Here is a 25569-nt window from a genome sequence, read left to right on the forward strand (position 1 = left end):
ATTTAGCGAAGCGCCACATTGGCATATTGGCACATTATTTCTGTACTTTTACCTTCGCATTCTCCTTCAACGTCTCGAAGCCTTTCACCACTAAGTTATCGTTTTCCTTCAGGCCTTCCAGGACCTGGATGTTCTTATCGTCTTCGAGGCCGGTTTTCAGTTCCCGAAGCAGGGCGGTGTTCTTTTCAACGATGTAAACGTATTTGGTACGACGGTTGGACTGGATCACATCTTTCGGGATGATAATGGCGCTGTCCGCCTTGTTGACGATGATATCCGCCTTGACGAACATTCCGGGACGGAGTTTGAGGCCGTCGTTCTGGATCAGTATCTTTCCCTTGAAAGTACGCGTCTCGGAGCTGATAGCCGGCGACAGTTCGCTGATCACCCCTTTGATCGTATCTTCCGGCAAAGTATAGTGGGTGATACGGACCGGCTGATCCGCCTTCACATATCCGATAGCACTTTCCGGCAGGTTGATGTCCATATACATGCGGGCATAGTCCATGATGCCGACAACCGGTTTTCCCTGCTCGATCCGGACGTCCGAAGTATAATGCGGCAGGTCGACAATCACACCGTCGAAAGGAGCCGTGATGTTCATCTTTTCCAGATTGAGCTTACCGTTCTCGAAGTCGTAGCGGGCGTTCGTCACCTTTACCTCCGTATTGCGCATCTCGCTAAGCGTCACACCGCCCTTTTCGTAAAGGGCTTTCTGCTTCACCTGCTCCTGCTCGGCTATTTCGAGGCTCAGTTCTTTGGCGTCGATCGCAATGCCGTTCTCATACTCTTTGTCTTCGAGGCGGACGATCAGTTGCCCTTTGGAAACGAGATCACCCAACTTAAAGGGCTTACCGGTACGCGGGTTCGTCTGTAACTTATACAGGCCGCTCATCTCGGAATTGAGGGTGACGCCGTAGGTGGGCTGTGCCGTCCCGGTGGTATTGACCAACTTGCTGATAGAACCTTTCTTGAGTTCCATCACGGAGACAGGGGTTGCAATATCGTTCTGCGTGTTCTGCGGCTGATTGTTACAACCGGCCAGTAAAACAGCCAACAACAGAAGAGAGGTGATTGAATATTTCATATTATTTTTTCGTTATTAAATCTTTCATCGGGACAACAGCCACATCGTGCTCGAAGTCGTAGAGGGAAAGTATTTTGAGGTTCAACAATTCGATTTTATAGTTGATAAGCGATTGCGTGTAGGCAATCTTCTTATTGGAAAGCTGCGTCTGGAACTGGTTCATGTCCATACCGGTGATATCGCCTTCGCGGTAGCGGGTCAGGTTCAGGTCGTAGGTACGCTGGGCATTCAGCACGTTTTGTTCGGCAATCTTGATCTGCGAAAGCAGGTTCTCCAAGCTGCGCCAGGTCTGACGGATATTCAGCTCGATGCTCACCTTGTCTTCGTGAAATTCCAGTTGGTTGATCTTCTGGGCTACCTCCTGCGCCTTGACACGGGCTTTCTTTTCTCCCCAATCGAAGATAGGGACGGAGAAGGTGATCGCGACACGGGGGTTCTGCGTCGGATTGTTGTAGATCTGGTCCAGGTGGCGGTTATCACCGATCAGACCGAACGAAAGCGAAATGTCGCCCTTAAATTCATTCAACGCCTTTGTCTTGATCATGTCGAAAGCCAGTTCCTTGCTCTCGATCTCCCGCTGGCGAAGTTCGAGGCGCGACTCAAGGCCATGCTGGATCGCCTTTTCTAAGTTCACCTCCACCGGCTTGATCTGCACTTCGGCAAAGACCATCAGGTCTTCGTCCAGGTTCATCCCCAACGTCTGCTTCAGCTGGTCTTTCGCGTTTTCGAGCGATACCTGCTGCTCTTCCATAGAGGAACGGGCGGATGCTAAGTTTACCTCCGCCTGGAACAGTTCATCGCGGGCGGCCAAGTCGGCTTCGACTTTATTCTTGATGATATCATAGCTCTGCTGTGCGTTGGTCAGTTCTTCCTTCGTAATGGCCAGCTGGCTTTGCGCCATATAGACGGAATAGAACTGCTGGGTGATGTCTTTCTCCGTATTGAGCCGTTGCAGGGCATAGCTGATATTGGCATTCTCGTAGTCATATTCGATCTGTTGCAGTTCCATCTTGCGCTTGTTATAGGTAAAGATAGGCTGTGAGAGTTGCAGATAGAGGTCATTACTGAAAGCCTTGTTGCTGGTCTTCGTCCCGTCTATATTGGAATTGTTGTCCTGCCATCCGAAGCGGTTGATCAGCGAAAGGACACCATCCGTCCACAAGATCGGCTGGTCGACCTGGAACGTCCCGCTCGTACTGAATCTCTCATTCGTGTACCATTGCGACAGACGGTTGTCGAAACTACGGCTCTTACTATAGTCCACCGGATTGAGGTTCAGCGAGAACCTCGATTTCAGGGAGGCCCGCTGTGCAACCAGGTTCTGCTGGTAGCGTTCCAGGTTCATGTGGGAACGACGCAGGGAAGGGCTGTTCTCTTCCGCAATATCCATCGCCTTCTCGATCGTCAGCGCGATCTGCCCGTAGGAAGGAACCGACAGGCTCAGGCAGGCAAGGCCTGTCAGCAGCATCTTTTTCATGGATAGTAACTCTCTTTGCATCATGTATCGTAATCTACTAATTAATATCGTTTTACTATTTTGACCGCATCGGCCGTAACACTCCGGAGCTTGCACTCGTTCGTGAGGGTGATCCGGATCGTATCGCCGCTGAAGTAGTAAGCCCCCAAAGGCTCCCAGCCTTCATTCGCCTTCTTCAAATCTATATACGCATCTTCGCTCTCCTCATCATAGGCCACCTTGAAGTGATATTCCCCGCCGGCCTGCTTACTATACTTCAGTTCGTTATCCTTGGAAACATAATAATAGACATCATATTGCCCGGCAGCCGGGACAGGCACTTTCCAGGTAGCCGTCTGGTTCCCGTTGCCACTCTTGATGACATAAGCGGAACGGATATAGCGGCCGTAGTAAGCCGCATTCGTCGTCGCCGTCCACTGAAGCGGAGCGCGCCAGGGGGAAACGCCGGCATACTTGAAGGAGGTGTCTTCCACCTTGTCGAGCCATTTGGGCAGCAGCCCGACAACAGCCGGTTCGGATAGGGAGAAAAGCGCATCTTCATTATCAACGATCACCTCCCCTTCCGCCTCGGGAGAAAAGTCCCGAACGATAAAATCCCCTTCCGGATCGATCGCACGCTCCCGTTCTTCCGGGATATTGGTAATAGGCAGGTTCAGCACATTCGGCAGATTGCCGGATATCAGCGTATTGACATCCACCTGGACAGGCGCATCTTCCCAAACGGTTACCAACAGCTTGGTCTGATGGGCGGCAAGCGGAAGTTTCCGGCTGGTGCGCGGATCGATATCCGGACCATTGCCCCTGGCCTGTATATCGAGCTGGAGCATCCCGTCGTAATCGGAATTATTGCTCACCAACTGTTTCAACACAAAACTCTCCTGCCCCTTATTCGTTATCTTCGTCACCCCGGGCTGTCCGATCGTATAGAAAGGAAGTGGCGTCGGACGTTCCCAACCGGAAATACCCGAACGGATATCGGAGCGGCTGATCATCCCTAACGTATCGAGCAGAGACTCGAAGCGAATATTTTTAAACTCATTCCGCCCCAACACGGCATACAGGGAATCGCGGAACAGGCTGACCCCGATATTCACCTCGGCAGGGGCAAACAGGCTGTAACCTTTCAGACTGATAATATTGTTCAGCAAATCACGATGTTCAACATCGGACAGCAGCTCCTTAAACGACTGCTTCTCCATCAGCAGGTTCGCCTTCTCGTTATTACTGATGCCGTTAATCTCCCGCTCCCAACCGTTGTTATCGGCTTTTTTTTGCAGGTAAAGCTCGATGATACGGTTCGTAACAGGCCATACGGATGAATAAATATTATACCGGAAATTATAAAGCTCGGGAAACAACAGATAAGGATTGCTCTGGGAAGAGATATTGAACTTACCCCGGCTGCCGGAAGAGAAGTTATAATTACCCTCCGTCTGCGAGAATATCCACAGGAAACTGTTCAACGTCCGTATCTCCGCCTCCTCCTCGCTAATCTCCCGCCCTCCGCGTTTCGCCCATCTCAACTGGTTTTTCTTGCTCCTGACGAAGTCCATCTGGTTGAACATACACCCCATTTCGGGAAAAAGAACCATCTCGGGCTGCACAACCTCCTGCGCCTGCGACCAGGAACGGACATAGCTGTAGAACTGTGCCGGGACCTCCACCACCGAGAAGCGGTCGAACGGATAGCTCAGTTTATAAGTACGTTCCAGATTGTCCCGCTGGTTGCGGACAAGCCCCGGAATCGTATCACGAATCGAATCGAAAGCCGCCTCATAATAATCGTGCCCCTTTATATGCCACACGCTATAAAGCGTACTGTCGCTCTCGAAGCTCTTCTGCTCATACCGCCCGATAATCAGCGAAACAGACTGATAGGGGGCATTACCCGACTGTGAAACGGCAACCAGCCCGGGCAGCGGCTTCACATCTAACCGGAAACGGCTGAAATAGGTCTGCTGCCAATCCGGACTCACGTCGCTGTATGCTGTGCCGGGACGGGGATACCAATATGTCTCGGGTGTAAACAGCACATAGTCGGGTGTCTGGAAACTATATTTCTTATCTATCTTCAGTAGTTCCTTCTCATACGGTTCCTGCAAGACCTCGGCCGGGATATCCAAATAGCAGAAGTTATCCGCTATCCGTCCCGCATAGCGTACCGAGAGCGAAACCGTGTCCCCCTCCTCTATCTTCCTACCGAAATCCACCAACAGGATCTGTTTGTCCCGTTTAAAATCGAGCGCCTTCTCCCCTTCCTTTACCTCTTCCACCTTCAATCCCGGATTCAGGCAGAAGGTAAAGACATCGGATGCGGCAAGAGCCGCCCCTTTCATCGTGACGACCGATTCGATCGATTCAGGCTTCTGTTCCACCGAAATATCATAGCAGTCGATCACCATCTTCGGCGTATGGACATATTTATTGTTGATGCTTGTATATAAAGCCCGCACCTCTCCTTCCTCCAGGATAAGGCGTATGTGCCGGAAACCCGCCGTCCCCGCCACCCCGAACATACAGAAGGATAGGAACAACCAGGGATAATGGCTCCGCCGTGCATTAGGCAACCGCTTGAACAGAAAGATCGTAAAGAAGATAAACCCCAATCCGGCAAAAAGGTAGATAGCCCGGTGGTTCAACATCAACTCCGGACTGCTAAACCCGACAATCGTCGATTTGAACAACGGCAGGTTATAGGCCATATAATCGAACAGGTAATAAAACTTATCCTGTATATAGAACAACGTCAACCCGATATACCCCAACAACAGGATAAAAGTCAACGCCTGGTTCTTCAACAACAACATCAGGAAAATGGAAAGCCCGATAATAAAAATAAGCGTCGGCAGGCTGACCAGGAAGAAATAGATGAAATAGGCCTGCCAATCGACCGCAATACCGGGCGCCATAAAGTTTAAAGCCATCACAATCCCCAATATCAGCACATTCAGAAGCAGGAACACACGCAGGTTTCCCCATATCTTCCCGACCACATATTCCGCATTGCTGAGCGGACGGACATAAAAGACTTCGGACGTATCGAGCTTCTTATCCCGCTTCAGGAACTCGGACGAGAGGAAGACAGCCACCACCGCCTGCCCCGTGTTCAACAGCAACAGACTAAAATAAGGTATATTGGAAGCAACTGATTTCTCGAACCAAAGCCCCCCGCTATCCTCCATCAACAGCATGGCAAAGTTGAAGAACCCTAAAAAGGCGACGGCAAGCAGCGTGAAGATCCGGAAGAACCAGCTTCGCACCAGTATCTTACTTTCGTATTTAGCGACGGATTGTATGTTTGTGATAAATGACATCTCGCAGGCAACCTCCTTTAATCGTTTCTCCACCGGTTCAACTTATTCTCCATATAATAGACGTAGGCATGTTCCAGATTAGGCGTGTAAGACTCCGCCTCATACCCCCGCACCTCATCGGCCACCACCTGCACTTCCCAACCCGTACCGGAAGGAATAGTCGAGATAACAGGGTACTGCTTATCCACCTCATGCAGTTCGTCACTGGTCACCCGTATGCGCCACACCTTCCCTTCCGCCTGCTTCAGCATATCCTGCGGGGAACCGAAGAACGACACTTCCCCCTTATTCATCAACGCCATACAGTTGCAGGTACTCGAAATATCCCCCACGATATGCGTTGACAGGATAATCGTCACGTCATTCTCACTGACTTCCGACAGCAGGTTACGGAAACGGATGCGCTCTTCCGGGTCGAGGCCCGTAGTCGGCTCATCTACGATAATCACCTTCGGATGATGGATCAACGCCTGCGCAATCCCCAAACGGCGCTTCATACCTCCCGACAGTTTGTTGGCATAGCGGTCGCGCACGTCGAAAAGCCCCACGTTCTCCAACATCTCATCCACCGCTTTCTTCCGGAAAGACTTACGGTTCATTCCGGAAAGACGCGCAGCGTAGTCCAAAAACTCGTACGTTTTATATTTGGCAAAGAAGCGGAAGTCCTGCGGAAGATACCCCAATATGCCCCGTATCTCTTTCCGCTGCTTCATCAGGTCGTAGCCGCAGATATCCACCTCACCGGAGGTCGGTTCCATAAGTGCGACAAGGATACGCATCAGGGTAGATTTACCTGCGCCATTCGGCCCCAACAGCCCGAACATACCGGTCGGTATTTCCAGATTGACATCTTTCAGTGCGTGGTTTCCATTCGGATACACTTTATTGAGATTTCTTATCGATATGCTCATCAACAGGTAAATTCAGATTCATATAAATAGTCGGGCTAAAGATAGAGTTTATTTCATAAAAAACGCTCCCTTACAACATATTATTGTAAGGGAGCGCCCTAATTTAAAAACTAATAAGATAATTAATAGTTTTGTTTCATCGGTTCGAAATAAGCTTGCGGGTGAGCACATGCCGGACATTTCATCGGAGCCTTCTTGCCTTCGAATACGAAACCGCAGTTACGGCACTGCCACATGATAGCTTCGTCTTTTTCGAATACCTTGTTTGCTTCCACGTTAGCCAACAACTTGCGGTAACGTCTTTCGTGTTCAGCTTCCACCTTTGCGATCATACGGAAAACGACAGCGATTTCCTTGAAGCCTTCTTCGTCTGCGATATCAGCAAAAGCCGGATAAAGGTCTGCCCATTCTTCGTTTTCGCCAGCAGCAGCGGCAGCCAGGTTTTCAGCAGTTGTTCCGATCACACCAGCCGGATAAGAAGCTGTAATTTCAACCATTCCACCTTCCAGGAATTTGAAGAAACGCTTTGCATGTTCCTTTTCCTGTTCAGCTGTTTCCATAAACACACCTGCAATTTGTTCGTAACCTTCTTTTTTAGCTACACTTGCAAAAAATGTGTAACGACTTCTTGCCTGAGATTCTCCGGCAAATGATTTCAGCAGATTCTGCTCGGTACGAGTACCCTTAATACTTTTTTCCATAACGCTAATATATGTAAGATAATTATGAGTTTGTCTAATCGCCTATAAATAATAACGCTCAAAGGTATGAAAATGTTTAAGGGGATTACTAATTTAGATGATAAAAATATTTCTATCGTTACATAAATAGAATCTATAATTTGAGTTTTTAATCCTTACTCTAAATAAAGAAAAATGACAATAACCCCCTTTTCAGCTGTTTTTCTATTTCGCCCAAAATTCTGATCGATTTTGGATTGACTCTTTTCACGGTTTAAGCTCCCCTTTCTGACAATAGGAAAAACGAGGTGCGCAGCCCATTCCAAAAAGTGTATAATTTGATTGCCGAAAGACGGAAACGCCGACAATGTGATAAACCTTAACTCCCGGAGAATCGAATATTTGAAAATAAAACGGACGGCGTTCCAAATATCCCAAGGAAATTCAGGTGCTTTTTTGCCCTTTAGACGGTCCTCTTTTCAATTACGACCGTCCAAATCGCCATTACGACCGTGCTAATCTTCGCGAGGTACCGAGTGCACTACCTATTAGCACGGTCGTAATGGCAAAGAGGACGGTCGTAATTGATGGAAACGCTCAAAAAAGAGGAAAAAGTCCCTTTTTGAGGTCAAAAAAAAGGATTAACATTTGTTTAGTTTCGGATGTCTTTCTGGAGTGAAAAATACGTTTTATACAATAAGGGTCAATATTGAAGACCGAATATCCACAACGGAATTTTATTTCCCAGTCCGATTTCCATATCGTCATAAGCAATATAGCTATTGGGGATATTTCGGATTTGCTTAAAGCTTTTTCCTTTACCGCCTACTTCAAACAGACAGGTATTATCCGCCATAAAATCACCTTCCGACGGAATAGTCAGTTCATGCCGGTAAACCATCTGATTGGCAAAAAAAGTCTCACGCAAAGTGCCGCTCTGCGTGTTATGGCTCAATGCAAACAGCAAATTAGTATTCTCCATATATAGTTTGGAAGGTTTTGTAAGTTCCGACAATTTCCGTTTTCCACTATACAGTTGCAATAGCAATTCTGCCCGATCCAAATATTGCAGATAACTTAACAGACTTTTCCGGTCAGTTTCGATCAACCCGCTAAGGTCATTGATATTGGGAGTATAGGGTACAAGAGTAGCCACATGAGTCAACAAGCGTTTCATTTTTAAAATAGTGGCATACTGTAAATTTACTATTGAAGGCAGATCATTCTCTAATATCGTGTTTACAATACCGGACAGACGGTCGTAGTAAATATCCTTTCCTTCCTTATAGAAAGGATAGTAACCATATTGCAGATAATTATGGAATGCCGGCAGTATCTTCACCTTTGTCACAATCTCGGATGCGAGTTCAGTATGCTTATCCAGTATCTCTTCTAATGGGAAAGGAGGCAATGTTATAATATCTTCAAAATAAAGGAATTCTCTAAAAGAGAGCCCACGTAAAGCGTACATCACACTTCTACGACTTAAATCGGCCTGTGCTTTATAGATTTCCAGGATAGAAGACCCTGTAAAGACTATATACAGGTCAGGATAACTGTCATATAGGTTTTTTATTTCGATTGCCCAGTTGGGATACCGGTGTACTTCATCCAGAAACAGATGAGTACCGCCATCTATATAGAACTGATGCGCCAGGTCCACCAATGTATTCTGGGAAAAATAAATATTATCCAGACTGACATATAACGCCGCACTGCCCAACTTCTCTTCCTTGATATGCTGTAAAAGCAAAGTTGTTTTTCCGGTACCGCGTGGCCCGGTAATCCCAATCAGTCGATGCTTCCAATTGATCTGTTGGAACAAATATCGCTTTTTGCTAAGATTGGTATAAGCCAACAATCTTGTAAAATTATCAATCAATCGTTGCATATCTTCTTCTTTATTAATGATTCAGAGATACAAATATACTATTTTGTGGGTTACAACCCCGTTTTTTCATGCTATTTTGTGGGTTACAACCCCGTTTTTTCTATTAAACTTCATGAAAGGATAATTTTTTTCTTTTTTTTGTACCTTTGCAGCATTTTTAATCAATTAGGCAGAAAGATGAAGAACAGGTTTGATTTTCAGCCCAAGCTGTTATCGGCACTGAAAAATTATTCGAAGGAAAAATTTATGACCGACCTGATGGCCGGTATTATTGTCGGAATCGTGGCACTCCCGCTTGCCATTGCTTTCGGTATTGCGTCGGGGGTTAGTCCGGAAAAAGGACTGATCACGGCTATTATCGGCGGGTTTATCGTATCGCTGTTGGGTGGCTGTAACGTGCAGATCGGCGGACCGACAGGGGCCTTTATTGTAATCGTATATGGGATTATTCAGAATTTCGGGATCGAAGGATTAGCCATTGCGACGGTGGTAGCCGGGATTATCCTGGTGATTATGGGGGCATTGAAATTAGGTACGGTTATCAAGTTTATCCCCTACCCGATTGTTGTCGGTTTCACCAGCGGTATCGCCCTGACAATTTTCACCACACAAATGAAAGACCTTTTCGGCCTGACGATAGACAAGGTACCGGCTGATTTTATATCCAAATGGATTGTTTACTTCGAACATTTCGATACGATGAACGTATGGTCTCTGTTGATCGGACTTGTCAGTATTGCGATTATAGCCTTCACACCTAAATTTTCCAAAAAGATTCCGGGCTCGCTGATCGCGATCATTGCCATGACAATCATCGTATATGTCATGCGGTATCATTTAGGTATAACAGGGATCGAAACGATCGGCGACCGTTTTACCATCAACGCTGCCCTGCCCGGTCCGGCATCTATCAGCTTCAATCCGGAGACAATAAACCTGTTACTTCCTTCCGCATTTACGATCGCCATGTTAGGAGCGATCGAATCGCTGCTTTCCGCTACGGTGGCAGACGGTGTGACAGGTGATAAACATAATTCAAACACCGAACTGATCGCCCAAGGGGCGGCCAATATCATCGTACCGATTTTCGGCGGTATCCCGGTGACGGGCGCGATTGCCCGTACCATGACGAATATCAATAACGGCGGACGTACTCCGGTGGCCGGTATCATCCATGCAATCGTATTGCTGTTGATCCTGCTTTTCCTGGGTCCGCTGACCAAACATATCCCGATGGCCTGCCTGGCAGGGGTGCTGATCATTGTCTCTTATAATATGAGTGAATGGCGAACGTTCCGTTCATTGATGAAAAACCCGAAAAGCGACGTGTCTGTCTTGCTGGTGACGTTTTTCCTGACGGTTATCTTCGATCTGACGATTGCGATCGAGGTAGGATTGCTGATCGCCATGTTCCTTTTTATGAAACGTATGGCGGAAACCACCCGTGTGTCTGTCGTGAAAGATGAGATCGACCTTTCGGATGATGGGGAAATCCATCATGACGAAGAGGTTCTTTCATTGCCTAAAGGGGTGGAAGTGTATGAGATCGACGGACCGTTTTTCTTCGGTGTGGCGAGCAAATTCGATGACATCATGCACAATATGGGCGACAAGCCGAAGATACGTATTATCCGTATGCGTAAAGTTCCGTTCATGGATTCGACGGGACTGCACAACTTGGAAAGCCTGTTCCGAATGTCGCAGGCCGAACATATCCACATGATCCTTTCCGGTGTAAACGAACAGGTACGTAAGATACTTGTCAAGTCCGGCTTCGACAAAAAGATCGGAACGGAAAATATTTGCAGCAATATTAATGAGGCGGTTGCAAAAGCCTGGGAACAGGACAGGAGACAAAAAGGTAACTGATACTCTCTACATAAATGCAATATAAAGGTAACGATTGTCTAACCGGCAATCGTTCTTTTTTGCTTCAAACACGGATTCTTTCGCAATTGTTTCCGCATCTTCAAAACTAAATCCATTGTCCGGCTGGCTCCAATACCAAAGCTGCGGCATCTGTTTTTTACTTTTTGTTGATTCCATTGTCTTCAATTATTTATCTAACTTTTAATTATAAGACATGGAATCGACAAAAACCCCTATCCGGATCAGAAATAAATATTACATTTGCGAATTAGTACATCATAAATCAACGTACATTATGAATAAAAAGGCTCTCTTTCCGCTAATCAGCTTATTTCTGTTAGTAACAGGAATTATTTTGCCGGAATCTGTTCGTGCACAAATCAGTGAAGGCGGGATACCTGCCTCTTTCAAGTACTCAAACACATTAAAAAGTGATCTTCCGACCGTTCGGATCCCCGTTAATTTTAGCGTGGAAGACCTGAAAACAGTCGACGCCTGGCAGGTGAGCCAGGGGGCGCCGCTGAAAGTGGGAACTCTCATAAATACGGATCTGACAATAGATAAATCCGGTAATTGGACTACTTTACCGGACGGCAATAATATATGGCAACTGCGTTTACAGGCAAAAGATGCTATTGCGCTGATGCTTAGTTTCAATGATTTTTATATTCCTGAAAATGGTAAATTATTTGTTTATAATGCTGATAAAACACAGATAATTGGAGCTTTCACCCATCAGACCAACCCACCGACAAAAGAATATGCAACCGAGTTTCTGGCGGGCGATGATATTATCCTCGAATATGAAACAAGCAGCCGGGAAGGAGAACAACCCCGTATTTCGATAGATGCAATCGGCTATGGATATAATCATTTATATATTTCCCGCACTAAAGCAAATACAGGTCCCGGAGCTTCCGGCTCCTGCATGGTAAACATAAACTGCGAAGAAGGAGATGCCTGGCAAACAGAAAAGAATGGTGTTTGCCTGATGACGCTTATTATTGGTAAATATATTTATTACTGTTCGGGGGCATTAGTCAACAATACGGCAGAAGACCTGAAACCCTATATCCTTTCCGCTTATCATTGTATAGATATGGATGAAACTGTTACGCAGGCAGACTTAAACAAATATACTTTCTATTTTCATTTCGAACGCACAGGTTGCGAGAACACCTCAGGCATAGCTTCCTATAAAACAATAATAGGCTGTAAGAAAATGGCCGGAATCCCACTGGATGGCGGATCAGACGGTTTATTATTATTGTTGAATCAAAATATTCCGGAAAATTATAATGTCTATTATAATGGTTGGGACAGAAGTAACACTTCTGCCAAATCAGGTGTAGGTATTCATCACCCGGCAGGAGATTATATGAAAATATCAACCTTCAGCAGAGAAGCAACCACTACTACCTGGTATGGTGTCGACAGTGTAATCGGCGCAGCAAAAGCTCACTGGAACGTAATATTTGACCAAACAGCTAACGGACACAGTGTAACCGAGGGAGGTTCGTCCGGTTCTCCTCTGTTTAATCAAAATAAATTGATTGTCGGAACACTTAGCGGCGGTTCTTCTTCCTGTGAAAAACCTAATCAATCCAATACATACGGTAAACTATACAGTCATTGGGATCAATATAGTAAAGCCGATACGGCCCGTATGGACGTTTATCTGGATCCGGCCAGGACGGGAGTAACCCAGTTAGCCGGACGCTATGCTACTGCCCATAAAGCAGCTCCAACCGATCTGATTCTGTCATATAAAAACGGAGAAGTACAATTGAACTGGAAAGCTCCTGCTTCCACTTCAGAGAAGCCTTCCCAATATGCTGTTTACAGAAATAATACATTAATCGATTATACTACGTCTACTTCTTATGTGGATAATAACCCTGAAACAGGAACACAATTCTACAGCGTATCTGCTTTCTATGCCGATGGAAACGAGTCTCCTGTTATAGGTGAATTTATTTATATCTATGAGTTGAAGACACCTACAAACGTAACTGCTGCATCCAATGGCAATAACGTAACGATAAATTGGAAAGAACCTGTCTACCAACAGATGATTTATTGGGGAACCGGCTCTTCTTACATGATGGTCGGTTTTGGACAACCGTTCTATTTCGGACAGAAATGGGATAAAAACGACCTGGCTCCATTAAATAAAAACCTGATCAAATCTGTAATCTTCCTTCCTATCGAAGGAATTCCCTATTCACTGCTGATCATCCAGGGCAACCGGAAGTATACACAGGAACTGAATAATCTGTCTCCCCAAAAAACAAATACGATCGAATTGAAAGAGCCTTTCGTTATCGATGCTTCAAAAGAACTAATTATTGCTTTTTATGCCTCAACAAATAAAGTAACAGATTATCCGGCAGTTCTCGATGAAGGACCTGCTATAAATGGAAAAGGAAATCTTGTTTCTCTCGACGGCGAGAACTGGGAATATTTATACGAACCTTCGGAAAACGAAGAAGAAAATTATGACAACAATTTTATGTTGGCTGCTGTCGTCAGTTCTGAACAGAAAGAAATACCCGGCACGAAAGCTACTGCATCGGATGGAAATATAATATTATCCAAATCATCGGTAACACCATCATTTACCAAAAGAACGGAAGCTAATTCATCACTTCGCAGTACCGAAGCCACTACATTTCCGGAAATAACCGGTTACAATATTTACCGTAATGATATAAAAGTAGGAAATGTATCCAATAAATCAATTACCGAATATACGGATAAACAAGTGCCTGCCGCTCGTTTTACCTATCAGGTTTCTACTTTATATGAAAACAATAATGAAAGTAAAAAGAGTGAAGCAAGCGCGGAAGTCAGTGTAGACAACGAAAGCATACGTACTTCAGAGGTAACCGTTACACCTACTTCATTTACCGACAAAATACAGTTGACAGGAAATGAAAAAGTTTATTTGCTGGAAGTAGTTTCGGCTGACGGCAAATTGGTTATAAAACAGAATAATCCAGAAGCTACTATTTATACAGGTTCACTTCCTTCCGGTATCTATTTTTTCCGTATCCATACGGACAAAGAAATAAAAGTGATAAAAGGAATCAAAATAAATTGAAAATGGAAAATGGAGAATTGAAAATTATAGAAAGTCCAACTAATTTTCAATTCTCCATTTTTAATTTTCAATTTTCAAGCAGAAACCGTCACATCGAACCCTTCGCGGCGGGCGCGATCGGCAATTGCTTCCAGCTCTTCTTTGGTCACCTTTTTCAGGTTCTTGACAGGCGTTTCCCGGTCTATCGTATAGATCATGACCTGTTTCGGTTTGATTTGTTTGAGTGCTTCCAACCAGCCGGATATTTCATGTTCAGTTGTGTTGGTCACGCTCTCTCCGTCTATTTCTCCTTTCAGGAACATGGTTTGGATGATCAGATTGCCGTTGAAGCGGCAAAGCTGTTCCAACAGGCGGGAGAAGGTAAAGGCGGGAGAATTGGGTACGTTCAGTTGCCGGATACGGCTGTCCAGTATGGAATCGAGCTTCAGTATGTTATCTTCGATCTTATTCAATGCCTGGAAAACTTCTTCCTTATGAAGCATAGTCGAATTGGAAAGGACAGCAATCTTGGCGTTCGGGAAAAAGCGGTTACGGGTCTCGATCGTATCGTCGATGATACCGGCAAATTCAGGATGCATGGTCGGTTCGCCATTCCCGGCGAAGGTTATCACATCGGGGGCCACACCTTCCGCTTGCATGGCCGATAGCTTTTGTATCAAAGCTTCTTTTACTTCTGCACGGGCAGGCAGTTTACTACGCGTACGGCGTTCCTCATTCAGTCCGCATTCACAATAAATGCAATTGAACGAACAGAGCTTGCCATCCGTAGGAAGCAGGTTCATACCCAATGAAACACCTAACCGGCGACTGTGTATCGGTCCGAAGACTATTTTATCAAAAAGAATTGTTGACATAATGATTTATATTTGAGTACAAAGCTACGAAAGCTATCACAATTATCAATAACTTTAAAATGATTTAGTACACTGTCAAAACTTCCACCGCAACAACGTATAGAGATCAGATTTTACATGCCCGTCGATTTCTTCCAAATCCGTGCCAAGCACATCCCGATCGGCATAATAGGTATATCCGAACTTAGTTGAAAGGGAAAGACGTTTCATTATATTCCACCGAAAAGACACCGCTAACCGGACTCCTCTGCCATAAAACGAAGGCATGTTAAAGGCATACAGAATGTTTTTTTCATAAGAGGATATCCGGCTCTGATAGTCATCCGTATGAAATCCGGCCACATAGAAATCTGCCTGAACAGGCGTATCAACAGGTTTCCAACCGATACTTTGTGCAACCATCCACCCCCTACTCTTCCCCTCAACCTCCGTGTAAAGAACACCGTCCACGGATGTCCGTAACGAAACGGACGAAGAAACGGCATATAAGGCTTGCAACCGCAAACGTTGCTGATGGTAAGGAAACATATCCTGTTCTTTCTCCTTATACTTATAACGGATATAGGTCGACAAACTTCTGTTCGGCGTATAGTCCGCCTGAAGCATATACTCCTTCCCTGTCGAAGGTGCATCCATTCCATATTTCAACCAGGGAAAACGGAAAACATCGGCATAAGCAGATAATTTCCAATGCCTGAAAGGTGTCCACTGCATTCCCATATATAACCCCTGTTCATTCTGGATTGTTGAACCTTGTGAAAAGGCATTTCCGAAAAATGCCTGGTAGCGTTTATCATAATACCGGTATAATAACAGGAAAGAAAAGTAAGAGGCAGGTGTCAGTTGCAAGGCATTCAGCGAAGCTATCGCCCCATTCCGGCTTAGGGCAGTCTCGCCGTAAAACTTAATCAACCTATTTTTCAACAGATAATCCACACTTACATTCAGATTCCGATTACCACGAAAATAGAACAGGTTATAAGGTTTAGCTTCCGGTTGTACGGAATAATCTCCGAAAGAATAGGAAAGAGCGGTCAGACCGATACACAAATCCGGCGTCGCATATCTGATATTTCCCCCATACGTCTGCATGGAAACCGTATGTATCTTTTCCCTGTCGCGGACCAGCCGGTGCAAACCATCTGTTTTGAACGAGCGGACAATATTACTATCCACACCTGCATCCAGTTTCCTATATGAATAAAACAGGCTGATATCAAACTTATTCCAATTGACAGTTGCCGCCGCTCCCCGGAAGAAATCGTTTTCATTGGTTGAAAAATGACGTCTGAATCCGTTCGTTCTTCTTTCCGCCTGTGAAACGAGAGCGTTCCGGCTGGGGGAAAAATCATTGCTAATCACCAATCCCTGTCCGAAAGAAACTTTATAGTCGCCTATGGCAAAACTTTTCAACCATTTATTCATTTCCTTTAAAAAGAGATGAACCGAATAATAATCATACCCTTTATGATATTCATTCCAGAAAGGTTCCCCCGCATCTTTCTCCGCCACCGCTCCAAACTGAACACGTTCGTCAAAGGCATACGAATAGCGAAGTGAATGGTAAAACGGTTCACCCAGGTATTTACGGTTCGGATATTGTTGCAACACACTGTCAGGATATGAACCATACCCCTTCTTTTGTTGAAAACATCTGTCATATCTGATTTGCAAATCATTAGAACTGTATTTCAACAGGTTCTTCACAGTTATAGGCCGCTTATCAACCATTATTTCACCGATATGGACAAAAGGAATCAACAGGGAAATCGTCTCATAATCGAACGATTCCACGTTTTTGAGTTCATAAAGCGTAACCATCTTACCATAACGCGAACGATATTCCAACAGCTTTTGTATCTGCAGATCGGAAAGGAAAGGCAGGCGGCGCAACTGTTCTTCCGTCACCGTATTCAGTTCGAAAGGATGTTCGGCAAGGTAAGAAAGGTCGGTATAAAGTGTTTCGATACGTGCTTCATCTTCCGTTTCCGAAGCCATTTCCTCTATATATTCCATCCACTTATCAACAGAATATAATGTCTGGCTTTTAAGTTGATAACTGCTTATGAACAGGCATACCAACAGGTTTATAAACATTCGTTTCATAGTCTGATCTGATTAAAAAGAATAACTTAAACCAAGCCCGGTACTGACTCCCAAAACCGGATGATAAACAGTCGCTACATCAACAGTAAATCCCGACAGGCGGTATCCGACACCTAAAGTAGGCAATAGAGGAGTAGCTTGCATACCTGCCCGTATATGGAAGTCTTTGAACGGAGTATATTCGATCCCGGCATTACCGGTTAATGTATGCTCTTTATTGCTTTCGAGTGTTCCTACTATGAACAAGCTGTTCATTACTTCCCATTGAAAACCTATTTGAACAGAATAGCTTGTAAAATATTTGATTTCAGAATTTTGCTTATTAATCGCCACAGAAGGAAAATTCATTATCAACATTCCGATCAACAGCTTGTCAACGGGAACAAACAGGATTCCCACATCCGTAGACAATTGTTTCGGCACTTCCTCCAACAACTCTGTCTGCAACACGGCACACTGGAAGCTAACACCTATTCGCCACCGCTCCTCCAATTGCTTTCCTAATGACAAACGGAAAAGTGTCTCCCTATACTTATCATACCCGAAAGAAGAGATATTAACACCTGCCGACAATCGTGAATCGGGATAAACGAAACCAATACCAGCTGTTCCCAACTCTTTTACCCCATAGCGATTAAAGTATTCGATATGAACTACTTTATCACTATGCAATGTTACCAATGCAGGATTGAACAGTACGGATTGTGTAACCCCGTTCCCTCCCATTCCCACACTGCGCATATCAGTCAGGCGAAGGTTATCAACAGCATGCATGTTGACAGATACAAGAAATCCAACAAGTATATTTATTGATTTCATAGTAAGGTTTGATTTATTATCAGTTAGTAGAATTGTTTCGTTTCAAAACTTTCTTATCCTCATTTTCTATTCTCTTCTGAACTTTCTTAACATCTTCACCAGGCGATAACTGTTCAGGATGAATACCTCGTTTCAACAGCATATCCCGGACTGCTGAATTATTATCAACATGTTCTTTTTCTATAGGAGGTTGTCCATATAAATCTTTTGACTGTACATTAATATTAGTCATTTCAGCGGCTAAATCTTTAGCTTTTATGCTGATAGTCGGAAGAAAATCGGCAACCGGACGTCCGGAAGGAACTCCCATTTTCTTTTTTAACACCTGTGTATTCATATTAAACAAGGCTTGGTCACCTTTTGAACGAATAATTGCAAACCCTTTACTATCAATGTCACGCTCATATAATATACCAGATAGTTGTTTTTCTGTCCTGCTAAGCTTTTCACGAGCTTTTACCCGTTCATAATCAAGAAGCCGTTGCTCAATAATCTCTGCTTTACGAGTTTGTACAGCAAAATAAGTTTGTGCAAAAGCAACCTGAGGTTTTCTGCTATCTCCATTTTGAGCTATTAAATAGCATGCATAACGCGTTAATAAGATGTCATCTATTTGTTTTTCAACACCATATCCTATAGAAACCATTTTCCGACGTCGGGAAAATGGTTTTGTTATATCTTCTCCTGCATTCCTACATGCCTCTTTGGCTTTCACCACAACATTGTTGATAAAGTTATCCCACTTTGCATATCCTAATAAAGTTTGTAATTCTCTGGCACTCCAGCATTCTACTTCTTCTACAACATTTGCAGCCGCCTCAAACTTATCTAATAAGTTTTTGATTTCTTCTTTTTTCATAATACAAGTTTTTAAGTGATAATTATTTATATATTAAATATTTATGATTTATAAAGAATGGAAAGGAAGTCAGATATTTCATAGTCTGTTGATTTTAGTTGTTTGTACTGATACAAATATAATGATTTATATAGAGTTGACAACATATTAACAACTTATTTATAAGATATCGTCTTATTATCAATAAATAGAACCATATAACTGATTAGTCAAATTCTGTAAAACAAGCAGATGCTATTCGTAAATCAACTACATTTGTACACGATGTTGAGACAAGGCAGGTATAAAATATTGATAATATTCATGTTGTGTATGATAGGGGCCAAAGCACAAACATTGAAAATTAATACCGTTCCTGAAGGATTACAAAGAGCTTATCTGGATGGAAAGGATACGGTACCTGTTGTCAATCTGCGGGAAGTATTCATTTATCCACCGGTAAAGTTCAAAAACAAGCGTGAACAAGTCAAATACAATAAATTGGTTCGTGATGTGAAACGTACATTACCATATGCAAAAATGGTTTATGAAACACTAATTGAAACATATGAATATATGGAAACACTTCCGGACGATAAATCCCGTCAAGCTCATTTGAAACGAATGGAAAAAGAACTCTTCCAGGAGTATAAACCGGAACTGAAAAAGCTTACTTTCTCACAAGGCAAGTTGCTTATCAAATTGATTGACAGAGAATGCAACCAATCGAGCTACAATTTGTTGAAAGCCTACTTAGGAAGTTTCCGGGCGGGTTTCTGGAATATATTCGCCGGTATGTTCGGTGCCAGCTTGAAAACCGAATACGACCCGAAAGGAAAAGACGCTATGACGGAACGGGTAGTCGTACTCGTTGAAAACGGATTAATCTGACAACTGCTTAAAGAAATCCCAGATAATAATGCCGGTAGTAACCGAAACATTCAGGGAATGTTTTGTCCCATACTGCGGTATTTCAATACACATATCACAGTTATCAACGACACATTGTTGAACGCCTTTTACTTCGTTTCCCATGACGACTGCATACTTCTTATCTTTGTCCAACAATAACTTATCCAACATTGTACTGCCTTCGGCTTGTTCTACTGCACAAACGATATACCCTTGTTGTTTCAGGTTATCAACAGCCTCCATCGTATCTTTAAAATATTTCCAGTCTACTGTCTCTTCCGCTCCTAAAGCAGTCTTATGGATTTCCGCATGAGGCGGACAAGCCGTAATACCACACAGATAAATGCTCTCCACCCTGAAAGCATCGGACGTACGGAATACGGATCCTACATTATTTAAGCTCCTTACATGATCCAACACGACCACCAACGGAATTTTTTTACTATCTTTGAATGCCTCCGGAGTCAGGCGGTTCAGTTCTGTTATTTTTAACTTGCGCATAGCTATCATTTCTTTGCTTGCAAAAATAGTCAATTAATGTGGATATGCCGTTGAAAAGGTATTGATAAGTGGTGGACACAAAATGAAAAATAATTCTTGCATTATCCAAATTGTTCGCTATACATGCTCTCATTCCTTTTATGCAATAGAAATAACAAATTATTTACTACGCTCTGTCAACAGTGGTTATACACGTATCAACAGCATCCAACCGCTATGAACTTTTACACACAAGTAGTTTTCAACCGGAAATTAATAAAGTCTGTAAAGTAAAGAATAACAGGATATAATAAGAAAAACTGTATGTTGGTATCTACTTAATAAGTAGTTTACATCGTTTAATAACTAATCAGGCAAGTATTGTAACGAAAATGTATTAACTGTTTCAACCGGATATTATATTCATCATATTTAGATTTAAAATAAAGAATAAATAAGAATATAATAATATGATTGTGGATAACTCGAGGAAGGGGGAAAAGTTCCGGATGAAAACAGTCGGCAGGTTTTCGGAGGAAGACGTACATATTTTCGTGAAAACCTGCCGTTGTTCTTATGGTTTTATATATGTTTCCTATGCGAGAATCAATAAAGTTCTTACCTTTGCACAATATCAACAATAAGTTGATAAGTGGAGTAAAATAAAGATTATCAGTGATAAGGATAGATGATAACTTTGTTGACAGGCTGTGAATAGCAGTTTGTACTCGTTAGCGGTTATTGAATTTTAGAATCATTTAATACAGAAGTAACTATGTTGACAAACCAATCGATCGGATATATGGACGCCCCCATTCCAAAGGGTTTGGATTTGAAGGAAGAGATAAACAGAATGCGCAAAGAGAAAAACGCCGTCATCCTTGCTCATTATTATCAGACTGGTGATATCCAGGATATAGCGGATTTTGTAGGAGACAGCTTAGCATTGGCACAACAGGCAGCTAAAACGACAGCTGACATCATTGTTTTCTGTGGTGTCCATTTTATGGGAGAAACAGCTAAGGTGTTGTGCCCGGACAAGAAGGTATTGGTTCCCGATCTGAATGCCGGTTGTTCGCTGGCGGACAGTTGTCCGGCTCCTGACTTTGAAGCATTCGTCAGACAACATCCCGATCATGTGGTTATTTCGTATGTAAATACGACAGCTGCAGTCAAGGCTGTGACAGATGTGGTGGTAACTTCCACCAATGCCCGTCAGATTGTGGAAAGTTTTCCGGAGGATACGAAGATTATCTTCGGACCGGACCGTAACTTAGGTAATTATATAAATGGCATTACCGGACGTAAGATGTTGCTTTGGGACGGCGCTTGCCATGTACATGAACAGTTTTCATTGGAAAAGATATTGGAACTGAAGAAGCAGTACCCGGATGCGGAAGTAATTACCCACCCGGAATGTAAGCAGCCCGTTATACAGGTTTCAGACTTCGTTGGTTCGACTGCGGCTCTTCTGAAGCACACGGTTAAGTCTGATAAGAAACAATTCATTGTAGCGACGGAAAGTGGCGTTATTCACGAAATGCGCAAGCAAAGTCCCGAAAAGGAGTTTATTCCGGCTCCTCCCAACGACAGCACTTGTGCTTGCAATGAATGTAATTTTATGCGTTTGAACACAATGGAAAAATTGTATAACTGCCTGAAATACGAATTACCCGAAATCTTTGTAGACGAAGAAGTCCAGGAAAAGGCAATCCGCCCGATCAAGAAGATGCTGGAGATATCGGAGAGGTTGGGGTTGTAGGTATGTTATTCAATTCTATTGAATTTTTAGTTTTTCTTCCGATTGTTTTTTATCCTATTGGTTTCTTTTCAATAGGAGTGTGAAGTTACAGAACTTATTTGTAGTGGGAGTAAGCTATCTGTTTTATGGCTGGTGGGATGAACGTTTCCTGCTATTGATAGCTTTTACTTCCTTCTTCAGTTGGCTGAGCGGAATAGGTATTGAAAAAATTAGAAATACATCGGAAGACAATTTGAAATCGATGCGGCTGAAGTGTCGCTGGATAGCAGGCGGTAATATCGTTTTGAACCTGTTGATATTGGGATTCTTTAAATATTATAACTTCTTTATAGAGAGTTTTGTCAGTGCTTTTTCATTAGCAGGTATTACGTTGCATACTTCAACTCTCTATGTGATTCTTCCTGTAGGTATAAGTTTTTATACGTTTCAAGCATTAAGTTATACGATTGACGTATATAGAAAAAGACTTGAACCTACGCATGATATAGTTGCTTTCTTTGCATTTGTCAGTTTCTTTCCACAGCTGGTAGCGGGACCTATTGAAAGGGCTACGAATTTGTTGGTTCAATTTTATAAACCGCGTACTTTTATTTACGATAATGCTGTGGATGGAGTTCGACAAATGTTGTGGGGATTCTTTAAGAAGATCGTGATTGCTGATAACTGTGCTCTTGTCGTGAATGATGTATTTGGAAACTATGGTCATTATTCCGGCAGCACTTTGTTGATGGGAGCTATCTTATTCGCTTTTCAGATATACGGAGACTTTTCCGGATATTCGGATATTGCCATTGGTACGGCAAAGTTGTTCGGAGTTAATTTAAAACAGAATTTCAGATATCCTTATTTTTCTCTTAATATAATAGATTTTTGGCGTAGGTGGCATATCTCATTGAATACATGGTTCGTTGACTACGTATATATTCCTTTAGGAGGAAACCGGGTCGGAAGATTCAAACATATCCGGAATATTTTGATTATATTCTTGTTAAGCGGACTTTGGCATGGGGCAAACTGGACGTTTATAGGTTGGGGATTATATCATGGGTTATTATTTATTTGTTTATTGCTGTTGAAAGGAAATAAACAACAGATACCTCGTTTATTAAAAATGTCAGTGACTTTTGCCTTTGTAACTTTAGGGTGGATTTTGTTTCGTTCAGAAACAGTATCTATGGCTTTTGCATATATAACAGATATGTTTTCTTCCTCTTTGTTGAAAGTACCCAAAGTTAGCGGTATTAATAATGTTATTGCTCTTATTTCTTTATTTTTCATTGCATTGATGTTATGTATAGAATGGAAAAACAGAGATAAACTTTTTGGGTTGGATTTATCTGCTGTACGAAGTATATGGATAAGATATAGTTTGTATATGGTTATTCTCGTCTCCATCTATTTTTTCGGTAACAATTCATCTGACTTTATATATTTTCAATTCTAAATGTATGAAACCAACCAGGAAGCAGTTTAATAATATCATATGTTTCATAGTTTTTATATTGGGTCTGATTTATATATTGAATTTTGTGACTCCTTATTTATACAGGTGGTTGCCTAATGACTATATACGTACTCATCTTATTATTGAAACATTGGCTGATACAGCTCAGACACCGGATGTAGTTATTTTTGGAAATAGTCGGGGGATGAGTGGTATAAATGGTTATATGCTGGAAGAAAAGATGAAAGGAAATCCTACCGTTTATAGCTTAACATCGACAGGACAGCAAGTCAGTGAAAGCGCTTTATATTATACATCTTTACCAAGTTCAGTGAAAGTAGTTTTACAATGTGTAGATATCGATCAATTGTCTAAACCGATAGATATGGATACACCCAACCGGGTAGCTTTGCATATGTATGGGTATGAGATGGACGCATTGACTGAAAAGATTGTCCCTTCTTTATCTGAAAAATTAGACATTTCTCCTTTCTATTATAATTATGAAGCCAGAAATTGCTTATTTACCGGTTTATCAATTGTTTTACGTAACCTACTGGATGATGATGTAATTCAGGATGCTACCGCAAAAGAACTTCGTTATCCAACTTCTAAAACCTCAGATAGGAATGACATAACTTATCAACGTGATGTTGATGAACAGAATCTAAATAATAAATTCGTGGATTATGAGATAATTCCTGAATGGAAGCAACTTTTGGAAGATTCTTATTTATATTTTCAAAAACGGGATATTATGTATTGTTTGATAATTATGCCTTATAATCCGGATATTAAGTCTTCGACTTTCCAGGAAAAGCAGAAAGCTTTGGAATTAGTCGAAGAGACGTTTCAAAATATTCCGATGATTGATTGTTTTAGTTTGCTCGAGGCTTCTGATTTTTACGATGCTATTCATCCTAACAGTAAAGGAGCAAAAAAAATTACAGAACAGGTTATATTACAATTACCGTAATTTTTTTGGTTTATACAGACAAGGTTTCTCTACGTATTTCCAGGATAATGTTCCCAAATAAGTACAAATGGCAGTTGTCAATGCCAATGTCAGAACCAAACTGTATTTATCTAATCCGAAATGGATGAAGGTTTGTATGATGGGAAAATGGAGTAAAAATATACCATAAGAAAAGTTTCCCATACGATTAAAGAAGTGTAACCATTTAAAACTATAGGCTACCGATATGATAATAGAAGCCAATGCGATCGGTTCGAATATACTGAGAAACAGAACATTTCTAAATATAAATAGCAGAATACTTATCGGAAAAATATATTTCATGTACTTTCGGAACAACGGAAAATAGGCTAATATGATGATACCGGAACAGAAATACATCATTTGTCCGGGGAACTGTCGTTTCAGAAATGCGTATATAGCGTTATGTGTTGTGTCATCCAAATAGTTGCAAGTGGTGGAATAAATAAAAGATAGTACATATATCAATATCAGACATATCAGTTTGTTATATTTCTTTAGTAGCCAATAAATGAGAGGAACTGTCATATATAACATCAATTCCACTTTGATTGTCCAGAGCGAACCGTTCATTGCATGCATCGTATTATTTTCAAAAACACCCGGAAGATCCGGACAGAGAAAATTTAATGTCAGCAGGTTGGTGAACAGATAAGTATATGGTTTGGATGATGTCAGAAATTCATGATGAGGCAGTGTGGTAAGAAAGAAACCCAATATCAGACATAACAGAATCACCAGCGAATAAGCCGGCATGATACGTTGTACGCGTTTACGAAAGAAAACATATGTATCCGGTGAGCGCAGGAAACTGAACATAACCAGGAATCCGCTGATAATGAAAAAACCTTTTACACGGAATCCGCCACTGACGAACCAGAAAGGGTCTGTATCCGTCAATGTACTGAAATGATTGAACATGACCGAATAAGCTAAAAAGAAGCGGATAAAATCAAAGTTATTCGCTTCTTTAACTTGTGCAATCAACTTAGAATTGAGCAATACCTTTTCTGTTGGATTCATTT

At 42.6% G+C, this 25569-nt stretch carries 18 protein-coding genes and 1 pseudogene; 6 read left to right on the top strand and 13 right to left on the bottom strand.

Translation table 11 applies throughout. The annotated features are described in order from the left end of the window. Positions 1-34: 34 nt before the first annotated feature. The 6 genes from DW083_RS16760 to DW083_RS16785 form a co-directional block, all read right to left on the bottom strand. The gene (locus DW083_RS16760) at positions 35-1087 is read right to left on the bottom strand and encodes an efflux RND transporter periplasmic adaptor subunit (protein ID WP_122333170.1); all 1053 of its coding nucleotides are present in this window, start codon (positions 1085-1087) and stop codon (positions 35-37) included. Position 1088: 1 nt separating this feature from the next. Beyond that, a complete protein-coding gene (locus DW083_RS16765; RefSeq protein WP_115499764.1) occupies positions 1089-2585 on the bottom strand; it encodes a TolC family protein in 1497 nt (498 codons plus the stop codon). Between the two features lie 20 nt (positions 2586-2605). Next, positions 2606-5878: a xanthan lyase gene (locus DW083_RS16770; RefSeq protein ID WP_122333171.1), complete on the bottom strand. Its 3273-nt coding sequence runs from the start codon at positions 5876-5878 to the stop codon at positions 2606-2608. Positions 5879-5895: 17 nt separating this feature from the next. After that, complete coding sequence (locus DW083_RS16775; protein WP_122333172.1) at positions 5896-6789, bottom strand: ABC transporter ATP-binding protein; 894 nt, start codon at positions 6787-6789, stop codon at positions 5896-5898. 122 nt (positions 6790-6911) lie between these two features. Continuing rightward, complete coding sequence (gene rbr, locus DW083_RS16780) at positions 6912-7490, bottom strand: rubrerythrin (protein ID WP_115499728.1); 579 nt, start codon at positions 7488-7490, stop codon at positions 6912-6914. A gap of 682 nt (positions 7491-8172) precedes the next feature. Further along, positions 8173-9360, bottom strand: a complete 1188-nt coding sequence (locus tag DW083_RS16785) for an ATP-binding protein (protein WP_122333173.1) — start codon at positions 9358-9360, stop codon at positions 8173-8175. 177 nt (positions 9361-9537) lie between these two features. On the opposite strand from DW083_RS16785, the gene DW083_RS16790 reads away from it, so the two are divergent. Beyond that, positions 9538-11229: a SulP family inorganic anion transporter gene (locus DW083_RS16790; RefSeq protein ID WP_115499747.1), complete on the top strand. Its 1692-nt coding sequence runs from the start codon at positions 9538-9540 to the stop codon at positions 11227-11229. 6 nt (positions 11230-11235) lie between these two features. Here the strand turns inward: DW083_RS16790 and DW083_RS22310 are convergent, their stop codons facing one another. Further along, positions 11236-11406: a hypothetical protein gene (locus tag DW083_RS22310; RefSeq protein WP_167451667.1), complete on the bottom strand. Its 171-nt coding sequence runs from the start codon at positions 11404-11406 to the stop codon at positions 11236-11238. 118 nt (positions 11407-11524) lie between these two features. On the opposite strand from DW083_RS22310, the gene DW083_RS16795 reads away from it, so the two are divergent. Next, entirely contained in the window at positions 11525-14332 is a 2808-nt protein-coding gene (locus DW083_RS16795; RefSeq protein ID WP_122333174.1) for a T9SS type A sorting domain-containing protein, read from the top strand. Between the two features lie 74 nt (positions 14333-14406). Here DW083_RS16795 and DW083_RS16800 read toward each other — a convergent pair whose 3' ends face one another. The 4 genes from DW083_RS16800 to dinD form a co-directional block, all read right to left on the bottom strand. After that, on the bottom strand, positions 14407-15186 hold the full coding sequence (locus DW083_RS16800) for a radical SAM protein (protein ID WP_122333175.1): 780 nt from the start codon (positions 15184-15186) through the stop codon (positions 14407-14409). Positions 15187-15261: 75 nt separating this feature from the next. Next, positions 15262-17292, bottom strand: coding sequence for a helix-hairpin-helix domain-containing protein (locus DW083_RS16805; protein ID WP_122333176.1), 2031 nt, complete (start codon positions 17290-17292; stop codon positions 15262-15264). 12 nt (positions 17293-17304) lie between these two features. Then, on the bottom strand, positions 17305-18111 hold the full coding sequence (locus tag DW083_RS16810) for a hypothetical protein (RefSeq protein WP_122333177.1): 807 nt from the start codon (positions 18109-18111) through the stop codon (positions 17305-17307). Positions 18112-18130: 19 nt separating this feature from the next. Continuing rightward, positions 18131-18970: a DNA damage-inducible protein D gene (gene dinD / locus DW083_RS16815; RefSeq protein WP_122333178.1), complete on the bottom strand. Its 840-nt coding sequence runs from the start codon at positions 18968-18970 to the stop codon at positions 18131-18133. Between the two features lie 264 nt (positions 18971-19234). On the opposite strand from dinD, the gene DW083_RS16820 reads away from it, so the two are divergent. Further along, positions 19235-19840, top strand: a complete 606-nt coding sequence (locus DW083_RS16820; protein WP_122333185.1) for a DUF4294 domain-containing protein — start codon at positions 19235-19237, stop codon at positions 19838-19840. Here the strand turns inward: DW083_RS16820 and DW083_RS16825 are convergent. After that, the gene (locus tag DW083_RS16825) at positions 19832-20362 is read right to left on the bottom strand and encodes an RNA methyltransferase (RefSeq protein ID WP_115499754.1); all 531 of its coding nucleotides are present in this window, start codon (positions 20360-20362) and stop codon (positions 19832-19834) included. The genes DW083_RS16820 and DW083_RS16825 overlap by 9 nt on opposite strands. Before the next feature lie 754 nt (positions 20363-21116). On the opposite strand from DW083_RS16825, the gene nadA reads away from it, so the two are divergent. The 3 genes and pseudogenes from nadA to DW083_RS16845 all read left to right on the top strand — a co-directional run bounded on the left by nadA (position 21117) and on the right by DW083_RS16845 (position 24523). Next, the gene (gene nadA / locus DW083_RS16835) at positions 21117-22103 is read left to right on the top strand and encodes a quinolinate synthase NadA (RefSeq protein ID WP_122333179.1); all 987 of its coding nucleotides are present in this window, start codon (positions 21117-21119) and stop codon (positions 22101-22103) included. Positions 22104-22105: 2 nt separating this feature from the next. Next, positions 22106-23547, top strand: a pseudogene (locus tag DW083_RS16840) (MBOAT family protein). 4 nt (positions 23548-23551) lie between these two features. Next, complete coding sequence (locus DW083_RS16845) at positions 23552-24523, top strand: hypothetical protein (protein WP_122333180.1); 972 nt, start codon at positions 23552-23554, stop codon at positions 24521-24523. On the opposite strand, the gene DW083_RS16850 is transcribed toward DW083_RS16845, so the two are convergent. Beyond that, a complete protein-coding gene (locus tag DW083_RS16850) occupies positions 24515-25567 on the bottom strand; it encodes an acyltransferase (protein WP_122333181.1) in 1053 nt (350 codons plus the stop codon). The two genes, DW083_RS16845 and DW083_RS16850, sit on opposite strands and share 9 nt — an antisense overlap. Positions 25568-25569: the final 2 nt, after the last annotated feature.

Source organism: Parabacteroides sp. AF48-14, from assembly GCF_003477465.1.
In the GTDB taxonomy this organism is placed as follows: domain Bacteria; phylum Bacteroidota; class Bacteroidia; order Bacteroidales; family Tannerellaceae; genus Parabacteroides; species Parabacteroides acidifaciens.

Bases quoted from the DNA above. Each gene is read 5' to 3' on its own strand.
- DW083_RS16760 (WP_122333170.1), bottom strand. From the start codon at position 1,087: ATGAAATATTCAATCACCTCTCTTCTGTTGTTGGCTGTTTTACTGGCC.
- DW083_RS16765 (WP_115499764.1), bottom strand. From the start codon at position 2,585: ATGCAAAGAGAGTTACTATCCATGAAAAAGATGCTGCTGACAGGCCTT.
- DW083_RS16770 (WP_122333171.1), bottom strand. From the start codon at position 5,878: ATGTCATTTATCACAAACATACAATCCGTCGCTAAATACGAAAGTAAG.
- DW083_RS16775 (WP_122333172.1), bottom strand. From the start codon at position 6,789: ATGAGCATATCGATAAGAAATCTCAATAAAGTGTATCCGAATGGAAAC.
- rbr (WP_115499728.1), bottom strand. From the start codon at position 7,490: ATGGAAAAAAGTATTAAGGGTACTCGTACCGAGCAGAATCTGCTGAAA.
- DW083_RS16785 (WP_122333173.1), bottom strand. From the start codon at position 9,360: ATGCAACGATTGATTGATAATTTTACAAGATTGTTGGCTTATACCAAT.
- DW083_RS16790 (WP_115499747.1), top strand. From the start codon at position 9,538: ATGAAGAACAGGTTTGATTTTCAGCCCAAGCTGTTATCGGCACTGAAA.
- DW083_RS22310 (WP_167451667.1), bottom strand. From the start codon at position 11,406: ATGGAATCAACAAAAAGTAAAAAACAGATGCCGCAGCTTTGGTATTGG.
- DW083_RS16795 (WP_122333174.1), top strand. From the start codon at position 11,525: ATGAATAAAAAGGCTCTCTTTCCGCTAATCAGCTTATTTCTGTTAGTA.
- DW083_RS16800 (WP_122333175.1), bottom strand. From the start codon at position 15,186: ATGTCAACAATTCTTTTTGATAAAATAGTCTTCGGACCGATACACAGT.
- DW083_RS16805 (WP_122333176.1), bottom strand. From the start codon at position 17,292: ATGAAACGAATGTTTATAAACCTGTTGGTATGCCTGTTCATAAGCAGT.
- DW083_RS16810 (WP_122333177.1), bottom strand. From the start codon at position 18,111: ATGAAATCAATAAATATACTTGTTGGATTTCTTGTATCTGTCAACATG.
- dinD (WP_122333178.1), bottom strand. From the start codon at position 18,970: ATGAAAAAAGAAGAAATCAAAAACTTATTAGATAAGTTTGAGGCGGCT.
- DW083_RS16820 (WP_122333185.1), top strand. From the start codon at position 19,235: ATGTTGAGACAAGGCAGGTATAAAATATTGATAATATTCATGTTGTGT.
- DW083_RS16825 (WP_115499754.1), bottom strand. From the start codon at position 20,362: ATGCGCAAGTTAAAAATAACAGAACTGAACCGCCTGACTCCGGAGGCA.
- nadA (WP_122333179.1), top strand. From the start codon at position 21,117: ATGTTGACAAACCAATCGATCGGATATATGGACGCCCCCATTCCAAAG.
- DW083_RS16845 (WP_122333180.1), top strand. From the start codon at position 23,552: ATGAAACCAACCAGGAAGCAGTTTAATAATATCATATGTTTCATAGTT.
- DW083_RS16850 (WP_122333181.1), bottom strand. From the start codon at position 25,567: ATGAATCCAACAGAAAAGGTATTGCTCAATTCTAAGTTGATTGCACAA.